Below are 16,763 nucleotides of genomic sequence, written 5' to 3' on the forward strand. Positions count from 1 at the left end.
CACCTTCGGGTGCCTTTTGCGTGTCTGGGGGATCGGCTATCCTGCCGCATCACAAGCGCTCAAGCCGGATGCTGCCACGATGATCATCAGCAAGCTGCCGAATGTCGGCACCACGATTTTTACCCGCATGTCGCAGCTCGCCGGGGAAACCGGCGCGCTCAATCTGTCCCAGGGCTTCCCTGACTTCGATGGTCCGCAAGCGCTGCGTGAAGCCGTCGCCCGGCATATTGCGGCTGGGCATAATCAGTACGCGCCGATGACCGGTTTACCCGCACTGCGCGAGCAAGTAGCGGCAAAAATTGCTCGTAGTTATGGCCGCGTGGTCAGCGTCGATAGCGAAATCACCATTACCCCGGGGGCGACTCAGGCGATCTTCTGTGCGGTGCAGGCGCTGATCCGTCCGGGTGATGAGGTGATCGTCTTCGACCCGTGTTACGACAGTTATGAGCCATCCGTTGAGTTGGCCGGCGGGCGCTGCGTGCACGTGCCACTGGCATGCGGGGATTTTGCCATCGACTGGCAGCGTCTAGAGGACGCGCTGAGTGCCAAGACGCGGCTGATCATCCTCAACAGTCCGCACAACCCCAGCGGGGCGCTGATCTCGCGTACCGAGCTGGATCGGCTGGCTGAGTTGATTCGCCACCGCGATATCCACCTGATCAGTGATGAGGTGTACGAGCACCTGGTGTTCGATGGTGGCCAGCACGCCAGCGTGTTGGCGCATGAGGAGTTGTATCAGCGTGCGTTTGTGGTCAGCTCGTTCGGCAAGACCTACCACGTAACCGGCTGGAAAACCGGCTACGTGGTCGCGCCACCCGCCTTGAGTACGGAGCTGCGCAAGGTGCATCAGTACGTCAGCTTCTGCGGAGTGACGCCGCTGCAATGGGCGCTGGCCGACTACATGGCTGAGCATCCTGAGCATGTCGAGGAGCTGCCGGGCTTTTACCAAGCCAAGCGCGACCTGTTTTGTGATCTGCTGGTGGGTTCGCGCTTCAGCTTTACCCGCACCCCGGGGACCTATTTCCAGTTGCTTGATTACTCGGCCATTCGCGATGATCTGGATGATGTGGCCATGGCCGAATGGCTGACCCGTGAACACGCTGTCGCGGCGATTCCGGTGTCCGTGTTCTATCAACAAGCGCCCAAGGATTTACGCCTGCTGCGTTTGTGCTTCGCCAAGCGTGAGGAAACCTTGCGCCAGGCGGCGGAGAAGTTATGCGCGATATAAGCCTGTTGCCCGATCTAGAGTTGGCGCTGATTCAGACTTCCCTGGCTTGGCAAGACCCTGCAGCCAATCGCGCGCATTTTGCAGCCCTGTTGGAGCAGGCCCGTGGGGCCGATCTGATCGTGCTGCCGGAGATGTTTAGCACCGGCTTTTCCATGGACTCCGCCGCTCTGGCCGAGCCGGAGAATGGACCGAGCAGCCAGTGGTTACGTGAGCAGGCCCAAGCGCTGCAGGCCGTGGTTACCGGCAGCCTGATTATCCAAACCGCCCATGGTGCGTACCGTAATCGCCTGCTCTGGGCGCGCCCGGATGGCAGCTTGGCCCACTACGACAAGCGTCACCTGTTTCGTATGGCCGGTGAGCACAAGCACTACAGCGCGGGTGAGCAGCAAGTGCTGCTGGAGGTGAAGGGCTGGCAGGTGCGACCGTTGATCTGCTACGACCTGCGCTTTCCAGTGTGGAGTTGCGATCCGCAAGATACCGACCTGCTGCTCTACACCGCCAACTGGCCAGCGGCGCGGCGCCATCACTGGAACCGCCTGTTGCCGGCGCGGGCGATCGAAAACCTCTGCTATGTGGCGGCGGTCAATCGTATCGGCGAGGACGGCAAGGGCCACGCTTATAGCGGCGACAGCCAGGTACTGGATTTTCAGGGTGATTCATTGCTCAGCGCCGAGGCGGCGACCGGGGTGTTTACTATCAGCCTGTCGGGTGCCGCGTTGGCGGCTTACCGCGAGCGTTTTCCGGCTTACCTCGATGCCGATGGCTTTGAGTTGACGTCACCTGGGTGCAACCCACCTATCCAGGTATAACCGCCAGTACTGCCGTGGATTTATCCGGGGTGCAGATGTAACAACGCCGGGCATGCCCGGCGTTGTCGTCACTGCTGGAGCGCCTTAGGCGGCTTGTGCCTCAGTCTGTTTCAGCGAGCGGTTAAGGGCGCTGAACAGCGCGCGGAAGCTCGCCGTGGTGAGGTTCTCGTCGATGCCTACACCGTGCAGGGCGCGGCCACCGTTAACGCGCAGCTCGATATAGGCCGCGGCCTTGGCGTTGGTGCCGGCACCGATGGCGTGCTCGGAATAGTCCATGATTTCCACGGCAACCGGCAGACCGGCGACCAGGGCTTCCAGCGGGCCTTTGCCGATGCCGCGCCAGTGCTGAACTTCACCGTCGTTGACGATCTCGACATCGACCGCGCTGGTGCCGTTTTCTTCCTGCAGGCGATGGCCTTTCAGTGCGTAAGGCACGCTGGCTTGCAGGTACTCGCGCTCCAGCAGCTGATGGATCTGCTTGGCGCTCATCTCCAGGCCGAGGCGGTCGGTTTCCTTCTGCACCACCTGGCTGAACTCAATTTGCATGCGCCGTGGCAGGCAGATGCCGTATTCCTGCTCGAGCAGGAAGGTGATGCCACCCTTGCCGGACTGGCTGTTGACGCGGATTACCGCTTCGTAATCGCGGCCAATATCGGCGGGGTCGATCGGCAGGTAAGGCACTTCCCAGACAGCGTCGGTCTGCTGCTGGGCAAAGCCCTTGCGGATGGCATCCTGGTGCGAGCCAGAGAAGGCGGTATGAACCAAGTCGCCGACATACGGGTGGCGCGGGTGTACCGGAATTTGGTTGCAGTCCTCGACCACCTTGCGCACGTTGTCGATATCGGAGAAGTCCAGTTCAGGGTCGACGCCCTGGGTGTAGAGGTTCAGTGCCAGGGTCACCAGGCAGACGTTGCCGGTGCGCTCGCCATTGCCGAACAGGCAGCCTTCGACGCGATCGGCGCCGGCCATGACTGCCAATTCAGAGGCGGCTACACCGGTGCCACGGTCGTTGTGGGTGTGCACGCTAATCAGCACACTGTCGCGGCGGTCGACATGGCGGCCAAACCACTCGATCTGGTCGGCGTAGTTGTTCGGCGTGGCGCACTCGATGGTTGCGGGCAGGTTGAGGATCAGCGGGTTGGCCGGGGTCGGCTGGAATACGCCGATGACCGCGTTGCACACCTCCACGGCGAAATCGATCTCGGTGGAGCTGAACACTTCCGGTGAGTACTCAAAGCCCCACTGGGTTTCTGGGGCGGCAGCCGCGAGGCGCTTGATGGTCGTGCCGGCGGCCACGGCGACGGCTTTGACGCCTGCCTTGTCCTGGTTGAAGACGATCTTGCGGAAACTCGGCGCGCAGGCGTTGTAGTAATGCACGATGGCTTTCTTCGCGCCCTTGAGCGACTCAAAGGTACGCTCGATAAGGTCGTCGCGGGCCTGGGTCAGCACCTGGATGGTCACGTCATCCGGAATGTGGCCGCCTTCGATCAGCTCGCGGACGAAGTCGAAATCCGTCTGCGAGGCCGAGGGAAAACCCACTTCGATTTCCTTCAGGCCGATCTGTACCAGGCACTTGAAGAAACGCATCTTCTTCTCGGCGTCCATCGGCTCGATCAATGATTGGTTGCCGTCGCGCAAGTCGGTCGACAGCCAGATCGGCGCCTTGTCGATGATTTGATCCGGCCAGGTGCGGTCCGGGATGGCGATCTGGGTGAACGGGCGGTACTTGCTGGACGGGTGTTTAAGCATGCTCATGGGGCAATCCTTGTAGCGCGGCGGCAATCGGCGGGCCGGGCGCAATCTGTAAACAGGGTAGGGCGGTGGCGTTAGGCGTTAGCCACGCAGTCGCTGGCTCACCAAGCAGAGGCAGGTGTGTTGGCGCAGCTGAATAAGAGTGTGTTGAGTGTGCATGGCGCCAACCCTAATCGGTGAAGGTAAAGCTGGCAAGCAATGCGAATAAATTGGTGTTGGTGAGCTGTTTTTGCAGTTAATTGTGGTTTTTGTGCTGAAAAATTCTGCTGGGCTTTGTGCTGGTTGCGGGCGGCTGCACCGGCTGCAGCCGCCCGTCTTACGCTCAGCCCTGGGCTACAGCGGCAAGGCCGGGTTTCAGTTCGCGCATGTCCGCGCCACTCGGGTGCTGGAAAACCCGCAAGCCAAACTCCGGAAGGATCGCCAGCAGGTGGTCGAAGAGGTCGGACTGGATAGCTTCATAGCGTGTCCAAGCCGTCGTATTGGTGAAGCAGTAAAGCTCCAGTGGCAGGCCATTTGCTGTGGGGCTCAGCTGCCTGACCAGTTGGGTCATCTCCTGATGGATGCCCGGATGTTGGCGCAGGTAGTGCTCGACATAGGCGCGGAAGGTGCCGATGTTGGTGATTCGGCGAGTATTCGCCGGCTCCTGGCTGGTGTCGAGCAGTGCGCTGTTCCAGCTGAGCAGTTCGCTTTGCTTGTTGCTCAGGTATTTGCCAAGCAGCAGGAAACGCTGCAGGCGGGCGATTTGCTCCGGGCTGAGGAAGCCAATGCTGGTTTGGTCGAGCAGCAAGCTGCGCTTGATCCGCCGGCCACCGCATTCCTGCATGCCTCGCCAGTTTTTGAACGGGTCACTGATAAAACGCTTGGTCGGAATGGTGCTGATGGTTTTGTCCCAGTTCTGCACCTTGACCGTGTGCAGGGCGATGTCGATCACGTCGCCATCGGCATTCAGTTGTGGCATCTCGACCCAGTCGCCGACGCGAATCATATCGCTGGAGGAGATCTGCACGCTGGCGACCAACGACAGCAGGGTGTCCTGGAAGATCAGCATCAGCACCGCGGCCATGGCCCCGAGGCCCGACAGCAGGATCAGTGGGGAGCGATCAATCAAGCTGGCGATCATGAGGATGGTGGCAACTGCGAAGAGCAGTATCTTCACCACCTGCACATACCCCTTGATCGGCTTCAGGTGGGCGTTGGGGCGCTTCTCGTAAACGCTGTTCAGCAGCGTCAATACGCCGCTGATGGCCAAAGCGATGGTCAGCACGATAAACGCGCTGCAGACATTGCGTGTCGCTGCCACGGCAGCTTCTGGCAGGTGCGGTACCAGCATGATGCCGGCGGAAATGATCAGCGCTGGGACGATATTGGCGAGCCGCGCAATGATGCGCGAATTATGCAGGGTGCCATCCTGGCCAATCGGCGTGGCCTTCAAGAGACGGTACAAGCCGCGCAAGAGGATGCGCTTGACCACCCAATTGGCTAACCAGGCCGCGAGTATCAGCAGGCTCAGGCCGGTCAGGCTGTAGAGTTCGGGGTAGTGTTCAAGCCAGTTCTGGGCGTTGCTGTACAAGTCGCTCATGCCACTCCTCTAGAGTTTCAGCGTTTTAATGATTGGCGCTACCTTAACCAAGGCGCTGCCACTAGGTCGGCCAGGTTGGTTACTGGACGTGTCTTGCGGGCCGCTAGGGTTTGAACGCGCCGATAAAAATCGCCGGGTCGACGCGGGCGTCATTCAAACTGACGTTCCAGTGCAGGTGTGGGCCGGTGGCGCGACCGGTGGCACCGACCTTGCCGAGCACGCCGCCGCGCGGCAGTTCGTCGCCGAGCCTCACGTCGATGGCCGAGAGGTGACAGAACATGCTGATCAGCCCCTGGCCGTGGTCGACAAATACGGTTTTGCCATTGAAGAAGTAGTCGCCGATCAGGATCACCTTTCCCGCCGCCGGGGCTTTAATCGGTGTGCCGCGGCTGGCGGCGAAGTCCAGCCCGGAGTGCGGGTTACGTTCTTCGCCGTTGAAGAAGCGGCGCAAGCCGAAGGGGCTGGACAATGGCCCGCTTACGGGGCGGTCAAACAGCAGGTTGCTCGGCTGGCGGGCGCTGAATTGCTGATAGGCGCGGGTTTGCTCAGCCAGCTCGCGCTCGATGCGCGCCAGGTTCTTGGCGTTGGGGTTGACCTGCTGCTGGTTTTTGATGGTGATGCGCTGTTCAACATAGTGCTTGCTGGCCACCTGAAAGCTCAGCTGTTGACTGCCATTAACGTTGATTTTCTGGCGGCCTGGCTTGGCGCTAAGCGGCACGCCGACTATGGCGATCCAGCGTTGCTGGTCTTCTTTAATCACCAATACCGGTTTGTTTTGATAGCGCACGCTGGGCGCGGTTTCTCCGGCACCCAGATCAACCACAGCCACGCCGCCCGGTACGGGCTTGTTCAACAGGCGGCTGATAAAGCCTTCTGCATGAGCGGGTAGGGCAAGGCAGAGGGCGATTGAGCAGAGAAACAGGCGCATGGCGATTCCAGTGGGTAGGCGGTTACTCGTTGTTGTGCCTGCTGGTTAGTCCAGCAGCGACAACGTGACCGGCTGTAGATGATTGTCTTCGACCCGCACCTCCAGCTCGCCGTTGCCTAGGCGGGCTTTTAGGCGCTGGCCTGGTTGCGTGTCGGCGGCGTTGCGGATGGCCCGGCCGCGCTCATCGAGGAGGATGCTGTAGCCCCTGCCGAGCGTCGCCAGCGGGCTGACCGCATGCAGGGTTTGCACCTGGCTATGCAGTTGCAGATGACGTTGTTTGAGGCCTGCGCGCATGCTGCGTTGCAGGCGCTCGGCGAGGGCCTGCAAGCGCTGGTCGAGCAGTTTGAGGTTGCGCTCCGGATGCACACTGAGCAGCCGGGTGTGTAGCTGGGTTAGGCGCTCGCGGCGATTATTCAGCTGGCGCGCGAAGGCGCGGCTCAGGCGCATCTCCAGGTCGTCGATGCGCTGGGCATGCTGGCGCAGGCGTTCGCCAGGGTGGCGTAAGCGCCGCTGCAAGCCGTCCAGGCGCATGCGCTCGCGCTCCAGGCGGTGTTGCATGCGCAGGTTCAGGCGACGTTTGAGGGTGTGCAGTCGTTGCAGCAGTTCGCTGCTGTCCGGAGCCAGCAGTTCAGCGGCCGCCGAGGGCGTCGGCGCTCGTACGTCGGCGACAAAATCAGCGATGGAAACATCGGTTTCATGGCCCACGGCGCTGACGATGGGGGTTTGGCAGGCGGCAATGGCGCGGGCCACCGGCTCTTCGTTGAAGCACCAGAGGTCTTCCAGCGAGCCGCCGCCGCGGGCCAGGATCAATGCATCGAAGCCCTTGGTGTCGGCCAGGGCCAGTGCGCGGACGATCTGTGCGGTGGCGTCACGGCCTTGCACGGCAGTCGGGATCAGGGTCAGATCGACCTGCGGCGCACGGCGGCGAAACACGCTGATGATGTCGCGGATCACCGCGCCGGTCGGCGAGCTGATAATGCCGATGCGTTTCGGGTGGGCGGGCAGGGCGACTTTGTGCGCGGCCGAAAACAGTCCTTCGGCGCTGAGTTTTTCCTTCAGTGCTTCGAAGGCCAGGCGCAGTGAGCCATCGCCGGCCGGCTCGACTGCATCGAGAATCAGCTGGTAATCGCCGCGCCCCTCAAACAGCGAAACCTTGCCGCGCACCTTCACGGCCAAGCCATCACGCAGCGCTTGGCGCACTTTGGCGGCGTTTTGCCGGAACAGCGCGCAACGTACCTGGGCCTGACTATCTTTAAGGGTGAAGTAGATGTGCCCGGACGCCGGCTTGGCCAGGTTGGAAATTTCACCTTCCACCCAGATGCCGCCGAACACATCTTCCAGCAGCAGGCGCGCGCGGTTGTTCAATTGACTGACGCTGAGCACTTCGCGGTCGAGGTTCAGGCGTTGGAACGGGTCTTTGATCATGCTCGGCATGATAAAGGCTTTAACCAGGCAGGCCATAGCGGATTGACCTTGACCGAGCGTGCCAGCCGATTAAGCTGCGCGGCTTTATCCATGCAGAACCAGTCATGAACGAGCAGCAAGCGATCATCGTGCCGCAGATTTCCAGCTTTCCCGGCCACGAGGCGCGGGCGCGGTTGATCGTGCGTTGGCTGGTCAAACAGAACATCATCGCCGAGCAGCTCTCGACCTGCGGGCGTACTTACCAGCATATGGCCTATGGCATTGCCGAGGGCGCGCGCCGGGTGGTTGAGCGTCCGCAATTGCTGCCGTTCGGGCAGGCGGTGCATGGCCTGGAGATTATCTACAAGCGTTGCATCTATACCCCGACCACTGGTTTTCTTGAGGAAGCAGGCTGCGCCCAGTGCCGTAAAGAGGTCGGCGGGCCACTGTTCGACAGCTTGGAAGAGTGGATGCCTGGGCACACCGACAACTTCACCTGTCCGCGCTGTGGCCATGAAGATGACATCAACGGTTTTTTATTTCTGCAGCCCTGCGGCTTTTCCAACCTGGGATTTATCTTCAATAACTGGGCGGATGCCCGGTTTAAGCCGAGTTTTCTCGACGAGTTCGCCGCGCGACTGGGCTATCCGGTCTCTTTGGTGCGGGTCGATTTGTAGGGCGCGATGCCCGGCGCGTGAATGTTTGGAGAGGTTTATCAATACTTTGCGTTGAGTGCAGGGGGGCGTCTGAGTATAATGGCGCGCTTCCAATTTTCCCGTCCGGGAGCCCCCGCCATGCTGCGTATCAGTCAAGAAGCTCTTACCTTCGACGACGTTCTACTTATTCCAGGTTATTCCGAAGTTCTGCCGAAGGATGTCAGCCTTAAAACGCGCCTGACCCGTGGCATTGAACTGAATATTCCCCTGCTCTCTGCTGCGATGGATACCGTGACTGAAGCCCGTCTGGCGATTGCCATGGCTCAGGAAGGCGGCATCGGCATCATCCACAAGAACATGACTCCCGAGCAGCAAGCGCTCGAAGTGCGCAAGGTCAAGCGTTATGAGTCCGGTGTGGTCAAGGATCCGATCACCATCGAGGCCGACGCCACTGTGGGTGATTTGTTCGACCTGACTCGGCAGAACAACATCTCCGGCGTACCGGTGCTGCACCACGGTGATCTGGTCGGCATCGTCACCAGTCGTGACGTGCGCTTTGAGACCAATATGCGCGCCACGGTGCGCGACGTGATGACGCCAAAAGAGCGTCTGGTCACGGTCAAAGAGGGTGAAGACACCCAGACTGTGCGCAAACTGCTGCACAAGCACCGCATTGAGCGCGTGCTGATCGTCGACGAGCAATTCCGCCTCAAAGGCATGATGACGGTCAACGACATCGAAAAAGCCAAGGCCTACCCGCTGGCCAGCAAGGATGACCAAGGTCGCCTGCGCGTCGGCGCGGCGGTCGGCACCGGTGCCGATACAGAAGAGCGCGTGACCGCGCTGGTAAATGCCGGCGTTGACGTGATCATCGTCGACACCGCCCACGGTCACTCCAAGGGCGTGATCGACCGCGTGCGCTGGGTCAAGCAGACCTTCCCTGAGGTGCAGGTCATCGGCGGCAACATCGCCACTGGTGACGCGGCCAAGGCGCTGGCCGAAGCTGGTGCGGATGCGGTCAAGGTCGGCATTGGTCCAGGCTCGATCTGCACCACGCGTATCGTCGCCGGTGTCGGTGTGCCGCAAATCAGCGCTGTCGCCAATGTAGCGGCTGCCCTGGCAGGCACCGGCGTACCCTTGATCGCCGACGGTGGCATTCGTTTCTCTGGTGACCTGTCCAAGGCCATCGTGGCCGGTGCTTCCTGCGTGATGATCGGTTCGATGCTCGCCGGTACTGAAGAAGCGCCAGGTGAAATCGAACTGTTCCAGGGTCGTTCCTACAAGGCTTACCGCGGTATGGGTTCGCTGGGCGCGATGGCGCAGGCGCAGGGCTCTTCGGATCGCTACTTCCAGGACTCTTCGGCCGGTGCTGAAAAGCTCGTCCCGGAAGGCATCGAAGGCCGCGTGGCCTACAAGGGCGCGATGGGCGCTATCGTCCATCAGCTGATGGGCGGCCTGCGTGCCTCCATGGGCTACACCGGTTGCGCGACCATCGAAGAGATGCGCAGCAAGCCTGAGTTCGTGCGCATCACCGGTGCTGGCATGGCTGAGTCGCATGTACACGACGTACAGATCACCAAAGAAGCCCCGAACTACCGCGTCGGCTAACTGTTGATATGAAATGCGGGGCTGTCGCTGTTTTTTACAGGGCAGCCCCGAGTCATTTGTGAATTTCGCTACGAGAGACGGCCATGGCTCATCAAGACATCCACGCGCACCGCATTCTGATTCTGGATTTCGGCTCCCAGTACACCCAGCTGATCGCCCGTCGCGTGCGCGAGATCGGCGTGTATTGCGAACTGCATCCGTTCGACATGAGCGACGATGACATTCGTGCCTTCGCCCCGCGCGGGATCATCCTCGCCGGTGGTCCGGAGTCGGTGCATGAGGTCGGCAGCCCGCGTGCGCCGCAAGCGGTGTTTGACCTCGGCGTGCCGGTTTTCGGTATCTGCTACGGCATGCAGACCATGGCCGAGCAGCTGGGCGGCAAGGTTGAAGGTTCCGAGCTGCGTGAGTTTGGTTACGCCCGCGTTGATGTGGTGGGCAAAAGCCACCTGCTCGATGGCATCGAAGATCACGTCGATGACGACGGCGTATTTGGTCTCGACGTGTGGATGAGCCACGGTGACAAAGTCACCAAGCTGCCGCAGGACTTCCACATCCTGGCCAGCACTCCGAGCTGCCCGATTGCCGGCATGTTCAACGACTCGCGCGGCTACTACGGCGTGCAGTTCCACCCAGAAGTGACCCACACCAAGCAGGGCGGGCGCATCCTCTCGCGCTTTATCCTCGATATCTGCCAGTGCGAAGCGCTGTGGACGCCGTCGAAAATCGCTGAAGACGCCATTGCCACTGTGCGTGCGCAAGTGGGTAGCGCCAATGTGTTGCTCGGCCTGTCCGGCGGCGTCGACTCATCTGTGGTCGCAGCACTGTTGCACAAGGCGATTGGCGACCAACTGACCTGCGTGTTTGTCGACAACGGCCTGTTGCGTCTGCACGAAGGTGAGCAAGTGATGGCCATGTTCGCCGAGAACATGGGCGTCAAAGTGATTCGCGCCAATGCCGAGGAGCAGTTCCTCGGCAACCTGGCCGGCGAAGCCGATCCGGAAAAGAAGCGCAAAATCATCGGTCGCACCTTTATCGATGTATTTGATGCTCAAGCCAGCAAGCTGGATAACATCAAGTTCCTCGCTCAGGGCACCATCTACCCGGACGTGATCGAGTCGGCGGGCGCGAAAAGCGGCAAGGCCCACGTGATCAAGTCGCACCACAACGTCGGCGGCCTGCCGGAAGAAATGAACCTGAAGCTGGTCGAGCCGCTGCGCGAACTGTTCAAGGACGAAGTACGTCGTTTGGGCCTTGAGCTCGGTCTGCCGTACGACATGGTTTACCGTCATCCATTCCCAGGCCCAGGCTTGGGCGTGCGCATCCTCGGTGAAGTGAAGAAGGAATACGCCGACCTGCTGCGCCGTGCGGATCACATCTTTATCGAAGAGCTGCGCAAGGCCGACTGGTACCACAAGGTCAGCCAGGCGTTCGTGGTGTTCCAGCCGGTTAAGTCGGTCGGTGTGGTCGGTGACGGCCGTCGTTACGCCTGGGTTGTGGCCCTGCGAGCGGTGGAAACCATCGACTTTATGACCGCACGTTGGGCGCACCTGCCTTACGAGCTGCTGGAAACCGTTAGCGGCCGCATCATCAATGAAATCGACGGTATCTCCCGCGTCACCTACGACGTGTCGAGCAAGCCGCCAGCGACCATTGAGTGGGAATGATGCACTGACAGAAAGGGCAGCTTAGGCTGCCCTTTCTGCATCTTCGCCTGTGGTTATGCGCTTTCTCGCTTAGGGCGGCGGCTCAGGGGTCGAATGCGTCTACGGGGTCGTTGCCGTAGGGGCTAGTCTCATTAAGTGGCATTGTTGCCGCTCGAGGAGATGAGCATGGCCGATTATGTCGACTGGCGTCTGCGCGGCGCCGGCGTTGATTTGTGTAATTGCGCGTACGGCTGCCCCTGCCAGTTCAATGCGCCGCCCACCTCTGGTAATTGCGAGGCTGCGGTGGGCTTTCATATTGAGCAAGGGCACTTCGCCGATGTGTCGTTGGACGATTTGCACGTGGCCTGCAGCTTTGCTTGGCCCGGTGCTATTCACGAGGGGCATGGTCAGTGCCAGGCCTTCATTGATGAGCGTGCCAGTGAGGCACAGCGCCAAGCCCTGTTGACCATCCTTACAGGGCAGGAGCAGGAACCAACGGCATTCTTTGCCATTTTCGCCAGCACCATCGAAACCATGCATGAGCCGCGCTTCGTGCCAGTCAAGGTGTGTGTCGACCGTGCTGGGTTGACGGCGAGTATCCACGTGCGGAGCGCCATTGAAGCCACGGCCGTGCCAATTCGAAATCCGCTGGATGGCTCGGTGCACCGTGTGAGCATGGTCTTGCCGGATGGTTTTCAGTTTGCTGAGGCCGACTGTGTCAGTGGCACTTTCAGCACCACGGCAGCCCTTGCGATGAACTACAGCGAGGCCAACGCGTTGCTCTATGAACTGCATACCGGGCCCAATGGCATCATTCGCGGCTAGGCCGGTCGACCATGGTGCGCTGCTAGCCAGCGCCTGCATTCTGCTGCTGAGTGCGGTTGCTTGGTGGTGGCAGTTTGAGCAGGCGACAGTGATGGCGGCCATGGGTGAGATGCAGATGCCGCCCACCGACTGGCTGGCGCCTGCAGGTATGTTTGCCTTGCTGATGTGGATGGTGATGATGCAGGCCATGATGCTGCCAGCCGTTTTGCCCGTCTTCCTGCTTTACCGTCGTTGCCTGCAGCGTGATCGTCAGAAACTGACAAAGCTGCTGCTGTTCATTGTGGCCTATGTGTTGTTGTGGAGTCTGTTCGCGCTGTTAATGACGCTGTTGCAGGGCGTGGGCGAGCAGCTCGGCTGGCTCGACCCAATGCTCTTGCGCCTGCCGCCCTGGCTTGGCGCTCTGGCTCTGTTGATGGCCGGGTTGTACCAGTTGAGCCGGGCAAAGGCGGCTTGCCTGCAACATTGTCAAAGCCCGCTGGGGTTTCTGCAGCGCCACGTTCGTCCTGGCTTGTCGGGTGCCTGGCGCCTCGGCATGCAGCATGGTCTCTACTGCTTGGGTTGCTGTTGGGCGCTGATGCTGCTTCTGCTAGTGGTGGGTGCCATGAGTTTGTGGGGTATGGCGCTGCTGGCCCTGCTGGTATTGGCGGAGAAGTGGCTGGCGTTGGGTGCCGGCTGGCTTCGTTTCAGTGGCGCACTATTGCTGCTGGGCGCGATGTTGTTGGGGATTACTGCGCTGGCGTGAGTGCCAAGTGCGACGATCGGGCGTTCGACTTGCTGAAGCCGCCCGCATAGAATGCGACTCTCTCTCGTTTAGCCCCTGCCAATGTGCTGGGGCTGAGGTTGCATTGCAGGCTCTGCAGGCCGGACATAGGTGGTTGATGAAGTTGAAGCGTAGGCAGATCCTTGCCGGTTTAGTCGGTCTGGGTGTCGTCGGTCTGGGCGCTGGCGGCGTGCGTTACTGGCTGGGGCGCACTGAAAATCAGGCGACCCATGACTACGAACTGATCGCCGCACCGTTGGATGTCGAGCTGTTGCTTGGGCACATAACCCCGGCCTGGGGCTATGCCGGCCAAGTGCCAGGGCTGGAAATCCGCGCACGCCAAGGCGACTGGCTGCGGGTGCGCTTTATCAATCAGCTGGACGAGCCGACCACCATTCACTGGCATGGCATCCGTCTGCCGTTGGCAATGGATGGCGTGCCTTATGTCTCGCAGCTGCCGGTATTGCCGGGCGAGTATTTCGACTACCGCTTCAAGACTGAAGATGCCGGCAACTTTTGGTACCACCCGCACCTGAGCAGCGCCGAGCAGCTTGGGCGTGGCTTGGTCGGCCCGTTGATTGTCGAGGAACGCGAGCCCACAGGCTTTGCCCATGAGCGCACGTTGAGCCTGAAAACCTGGCATATCGACGAGCAGGGTGCTTTTACCGCATTCAGTGTGCCGCGTGAAGCGGCGCGGGAAGGTACGCGCGGACGGCTAACCACCATTAACGGTAAGCCGGCGCCGGTAATTGAGCTGCCGGCCGGGCAGGTGGTGCGCCTGCGTGTGCTTAATCTGGATAACACTGTGACCTATCGGCTCAACCTGCCAGGTGCCGATGCGCGCTTGTATGCGCTGGATGGCCATCCGATTACACCGCGGCCTTTGGGTAAGGAATATTGGTTGGGCCCAGGTATGCGTATCGACCTGGCGGTGCGGGTGCCAGCGGCGGGTGTTGAGTTGTCCCTGCGCAATGGCCCGCTGCGCCTGGCGACGCTGAAAAGTGTTGGCAGCGCTGGCGTCGCCGGCGAGTGGCCTGCGCCGCTGCCAGCCAATCCGGTGGCCGAGCCTGATTTAGAGCGCGCCGAGGTGTTGCGCTTCAACTTCGAGTGGTCGGCGCGTCTGGTCAGTGAAGGTGATAACGGGCCGGCCAAGTATTGGCAGATCAACGGTCAGGCCTGGGATATCAGCGACAAGACCTGCGCGGATCGGCCCATAGCCAGTCTGAAGAAGGATGGCCACTACATCTTTGAGCTGCGCAATATGGCGCAGTACCTGCACCCGATTCACTTGCATGGGTTGGCATTCAAGGTGATCTCATCCAACCGCAAGCAGATCATTCCGTATTTCACCGACACCTATCTGCTGGGCAAGAATGAAGTGGCGCGTATCGCCTTTGTCGCCGATAACCCGGGAATCTGGATGTTCCATTGCCATGTGATTGATCACATGGAAACCGGCCTGATGGCTGCGATTGAGGTGGCCTGATGCGTCGTCCATTGATTGTCGATCGCAGCCAGGACCAGCACTTTATGCGCGAGGCTTTGGCGTTGGCCGCCGAGGGGGCAGTGCTGGGTGAAGTGCCGGTCGGTGCGGTGCTGGTGCAGGATGGCGTGATAGTCGGGCGCGGTTTTAATTGCCCGATCACCACCCATGACCCCAGTGCACACGCCGAAATGGTGGCGATTCGCGGCGCTGCGCAGGCCGTGGACAACTACCGTCTGCCCGGCAGCACCCTGTATGTGACGCTCGAGCCGTGCAGCATGTGTGCGGGGTTGATTGTGCATGCGCGGGTGCAGCGGGTGGTGTTTGGTGCGAGCGAGCCCAAGGCTGGGGTGGCGTTGAGTCGCGGCGAGTTCTTCAATCAGGCGTTTCTCAACCATCGAGTGCTGGTTGAAGGTGGGGTGCTGGCCGAGGAGTGTGGGGCACTGCTCAGTGCCTTTTTCAAGGCGCGGCGCGAGCAACGCTAGAGTGGTGGGGTCTGCTGGTTGGGCTGGCGCTTGTCGATGCCTGGGACATGTTGGCTGCTTTCGGCGATTTGCGTGCCTTCCAGTTGCGGTTGAGTGACCCAGGTGAGGATGTCGTAGTAACGACGGATGTTGCGCACAAAATGTACCGGTTCGCCGCCTCGGGCATAACCATAGCGGGTTTTGCTGTACCACTGTTTCTGCGCCAGGCGTGGCAGAATTTTCTGCACATCCAGCCATTTATTCGGGTTCAGGCCTTCGGCTTCGGTGAGCTTGCGGGCGTCTTCCAGGTGGCCGCCGCCGACGTTGTAAGCGGCCAGGGCGAACCAGGTGCGGTCCGGCTCCTCAATGCTCTCTGGGAGCAGGCTCTTTACGTGGACGATGTATTTGGCACCGCCATCGATGCTCTGCTTGGGGTCGAGACGGTTGGATACGCCCATGGCTTGGGCGGTGCGTAGGGTCAGCATCATCAGTCCGCGCACCCCGGTTTTTGAGGTGGCGGTGGGTTGCCAGAGAGATTCTTGATAGCCCATGGCGGCAAGCAGGCGCCAGTCCACCTGGTTGACCTTAGCGGCTTCGCGAAAGTGCTTCTCGTAGCGCGGCAAGCGCTGTTGCAGGTGTTTGGCGAAGGTGTAGGCACCGACATAACCGAGTACATCAACATGGCCGTAGTAGCGGCCTTTCAGGCGTTGCAGGCTGCCGTTCTGCTGTGCGCGCTCAATAAAAGCATTCATTTCATCAAGCAGGCTGCGGTCTTCTCCGGGCGCGGTGGCCCAGGCCAGGCTCTGCTCATCGCCGAGGTCAAAGGCCACGCGTACGTTGGGGAAGTACACCTGGTTCATCGCCAGCTCATTAGAATCAACCAGGGTCAGGTCGATCTGGCCTTCATCCACCATGCGTAATAAATCGACCACCTCAACCGCAGACGACTCTTCATAGGCCAGTTCCGGCAGTTGCAGCTTCATCTCGGCAAGTTGTTCGGCATGGCTGCTGCCTTTTAGAACCAGGATGCGTTTGCCTAACAGATCATCTGGGCGGGTCGGGCGCTGTTGGCCGTTACGGTAGATCACCTGGGGGGTGACTTCGAGGTAGGGCAGGGAGAAGCGTGCGTGCTGCCGCCGTCCGTCGCTTTCTACCAAACCGGCGGCGGCCAGTACGGGGCCAGCGGGCCTGTTCAGGCTGGCGAAAAGGTCGTCGAGGTTGTCGGCTGTTTCGATTTTCAGCTCAACGCCCAAGTCATCGGCAAAGCGTTTTACCAGCTCGTATTCGAAGCCGGTTTCGCCGTTGCGGTCTTGGAAATAGGTGGCCGGGCTGTTACGGGTGATCACCCGCAGTACACCCTCCGCCTGAACGCGTTCGAGTGTGCTGGGTTCTTCAGCACAGCCGCCGAGCAGCAGGAGGACTCCGATCGCCGACAGCCAGCAGGCACGGCGCACACGGCACACAGATAGGGCAAACATTGACTCAGTATACGCAAAGCACGGGGCGCGCCATATATCGACAGCAGGTGGCTTCTCTGTTAGAAAAATGGTGCTTTTGCTGCGGCGCCAATCGGGCAATTGGCGTTGTTGCTCGCGTTGGCATGCAGCGCTAACAGAGCCTGGCC

Annotated in this window: 14 protein-coding genes; 9 read left to right on the forward strand and 5 right to left on the reverse strand. The window is 60.6% G+C overall.

The features are described 5' to 3' along the window. Positions 1 to 79: 79 nt before the first annotated feature. Positions 80 to 1,228: a pyridoxal phosphate-dependent aminotransferase gene (locus tag Q0V31_RS10520; protein WP_298187614.1), complete on the forward strand. Its 1,149-nt coding sequence runs from the start codon at positions 80 to 82 to the stop codon at positions 1,226 to 1,228. Further along, complete coding sequence (locus Q0V31_RS10525; protein WP_298187615.1) at positions 1,216 to 2,037, forward strand: amidohydrolase; 822 nt, start codon at positions 1,216 to 1,218, stop codon at positions 2,035 to 2,037. Before Q0V31_RS10520 ends, Q0V31_RS10525 begins: the two co-directional genes overlap by 13 nt. A gap of 84 nt (positions 2,038 to 2,121) precedes the next feature. On the opposite strand, the gene leuA is transcribed toward Q0V31_RS10525, so the two are convergent. From leuA to xseA, 4 genes are all read right to left on the reverse strand, one after another. Continuing rightward, entirely contained in the window at positions 2,122 to 3,792 is a 1,671-nt protein-coding gene (gene leuA / locus Q0V31_RS10530) for a 2-isopropylmalate synthase (protein WP_298187616.1), read from the reverse strand. 319 nt (positions 3,793 to 4,111) lie between these two features. Next, a complete protein-coding gene (locus tag Q0V31_RS10535) occupies positions 4,112 to 5,368 on the reverse strand; it encodes a mechanosensitive ion channel domain-containing protein (RefSeq protein ID WP_298187617.1) in 1,257 nt (418 codons plus the stop codon). Between the two features lie 103 nt (positions 5,369 to 5,471). Next, on the reverse strand, positions 5,472 to 6,296 hold the full coding sequence (locus Q0V31_RS10540; RefSeq protein WP_298187618.1) for a peptidoglycan DD-metalloendopeptidase family protein: 825 nt from the start codon (positions 6,294 to 6,296) through the stop codon (positions 5,472 to 5,474). 45 nt (positions 6,297 to 6,341) lie between these two features. Beyond that, positions 6,342 to 7,721 carry an exodeoxyribonuclease VII large subunit gene (gene xseA, locus Q0V31_RS10545; protein WP_298191030.1) on the reverse strand — a complete coding sequence of 460 codons (1,380 nt, stop codon included), beginning with the start codon at positions 7,719 to 7,721 and terminating at the stop codon, positions 6,342 to 6,344. A gap of 104 nt (positions 7,722 to 7,825) precedes the next feature. Between xseA and Q0V31_RS10550 the strand changes: the two genes are divergently transcribed. The 7 genes from Q0V31_RS10550 (at position 7,826) to tadA (ending at position 15,160) form a co-directional block, all read left to right on the forward strand. Continuing rightward, on the forward strand, positions 7,826 to 8,377 hold the full coding sequence (locus Q0V31_RS10550) for a sugar ABC transporter ATPase (RefSeq protein WP_298187619.1): 552 nt from the start codon (positions 7,826 to 7,828) through the stop codon (positions 8,375 to 8,377). A gap of 117 nt (positions 8,378 to 8,494) precedes the next feature. Then, a complete protein-coding gene (gene guaB, locus Q0V31_RS10555; protein WP_298187620.1) occupies positions 8,495 to 9,964 on the forward strand; it encodes an IMP dehydrogenase in 1,470 nt (489 codons plus the stop codon). 83 nt (positions 9,965 to 10,047) lie between these two features. Next, entirely contained in the window at positions 10,048 to 11,628 is a 1,581-nt protein-coding gene (guaA, locus tag Q0V31_RS10560; RefSeq protein ID WP_298187621.1) for a glutamine-hydrolyzing GMP synthase, read from the forward strand. Between the two features lie 165 nt (positions 11,629 to 11,793). Then, on the forward strand, positions 11,794 to 12,432 hold the full coding sequence (locus Q0V31_RS10565) for a DUF1326 domain-containing protein (protein ID WP_298187622.1): 639 nt from the start codon (positions 11,794 to 11,796) through the stop codon (positions 12,430 to 12,432). Continuing rightward, positions 12,413 to 13,174, forward strand: a complete 762-nt coding sequence (locus Q0V31_RS10570; RefSeq protein WP_298187623.1) for a DUF2182 domain-containing protein — start codon at positions 12,413 to 12,415, stop codon at positions 13,172 to 13,174. Before Q0V31_RS10565 ends, Q0V31_RS10570 begins: the two co-directional genes overlap by 20 nt. 136 nt (positions 13,175 to 13,310) lie before the next feature. Beyond that, complete coding sequence (locus Q0V31_RS10575) at positions 13,311 to 14,678, forward strand: multicopper oxidase family protein (protein ID WP_298187624.1); 1,368 nt, start codon at positions 13,311 to 13,313, stop codon at positions 14,676 to 14,678. Further along, entirely contained in the window at positions 14,678 to 15,160 is a 483-nt protein-coding gene (gene tadA / locus Q0V31_RS10580; protein ID WP_298187625.1) for a tRNA adenosine(34) deaminase TadA, read from the forward strand. Before Q0V31_RS10575 ends, tadA begins: the two co-directional genes overlap by 1 nt. Here tadA and mltF read toward each other — a convergent pair. Further along, the gene (gene mltF, locus Q0V31_RS10585; protein WP_298187626.1) at positions 15,157 to 16,617 is read right to left on the reverse strand and encodes a membrane-bound lytic murein transglycosylase MltF; all 1,461 of its coding nucleotides are present in this window, start codon (positions 16,615 to 16,617) and stop codon (positions 15,157 to 15,159) included. The genes tadA and mltF overlap by 4 nt on opposite strands. Positions 16,618 to 16,763: the final 146 nt, after the last annotated feature.

It is taken from the genome of uncultured Pseudomonas sp., from assembly GCF_943846705.1.
Lineage (GTDB): Bacteria > Pseudomonadota > Gammaproteobacteria > Pseudomonadales > Pseudomonadaceae > Aquipseudomonas.

Coding starts and splice junctions, on each gene's coding strand:
- Q0V31_RS10525 (WP_298187615.1), top strand. CDS start 1,216: ATGCGCGATATAAGCCTGTTGCCCGATCTAGAGTTGGCGCTGATTCAG.
- guaB (WP_298187620.1), top strand. CDS start 8,495: ATGCTGCGTATCAGTCAAGAAGCTCTTACCTTCGACGACGTTCTACTT.
- Q0V31_RS10540 (WP_298187618.1), bottom strand. CDS start 6,296: ATGCGCCTGTTTCTCTGCTCAATCGCCCTCTGCCTTGCCCTACCCGCT.
- mltF (WP_298187626.1), bottom strand. CDS start 16,617: ATGTTTGCCCTATCTGTGTGCCGTGTGCGCCGTGCCTGCTGGCTGTCG.
- Q0V31_RS10520 (WP_298187614.1), top strand. CDS start 80: ATGATCATCAGCAAGCTGCCGAATGTCGGCACCACGATTTTTACCCGC.
- Q0V31_RS10550 (WP_298187619.1), top strand. CDS start 7,826: ATGAACGAGCAGCAAGCGATCATCGTGCCGCAGATTTCCAGCTTTCCC.
- Q0V31_RS10575 (WP_298187624.1), top strand. CDS start 13,311: ATGAAGTTGAAGCGTAGGCAGATCCTTGCCGGTTTAGTCGGTCTGGGT.
- Q0V31_RS10535 (WP_298187617.1), bottom strand. CDS start 5,368: ATGAGCGACTTGTACAGCAACGCCCAGAACTGGCTTGAACACTACCCC.
- xseA (WP_298191030.1), bottom strand. CDS start 7,721: ATGATCAAAGACCCGTTCCAACGCCTGAACCTCGACCGCGAAGTGCTC.
- Q0V31_RS10570 (WP_298187623.1), top strand. CDS start 12,413: ATGGCATCATTCGCGGCTAGGCCGGTCGACCATGGTGCGCTGCTAGCC.
- Q0V31_RS10565 (WP_298187622.1), top strand. CDS start 11,794: ATGGCCGATTATGTCGACTGGCGTCTGCGCGGCGCCGGCGTTGATTTG.
- tadA (WP_298187625.1), top strand. CDS start 14,678: ATGCGTCGTCCATTGATTGTCGATCGCAGCCAGGACCAGCACTTTATG.
- guaA (WP_298187621.1), top strand. CDS start 10,048: ATGGCTCATCAAGACATCCACGCGCACCGCATTCTGATTCTGGATTTC.
- leuA (WP_298187616.1), bottom strand. CDS start 3,792: ATGAGCATGCTTAAACACCCGTCCAGCAAGTACCGCCCGTTCACCCAG.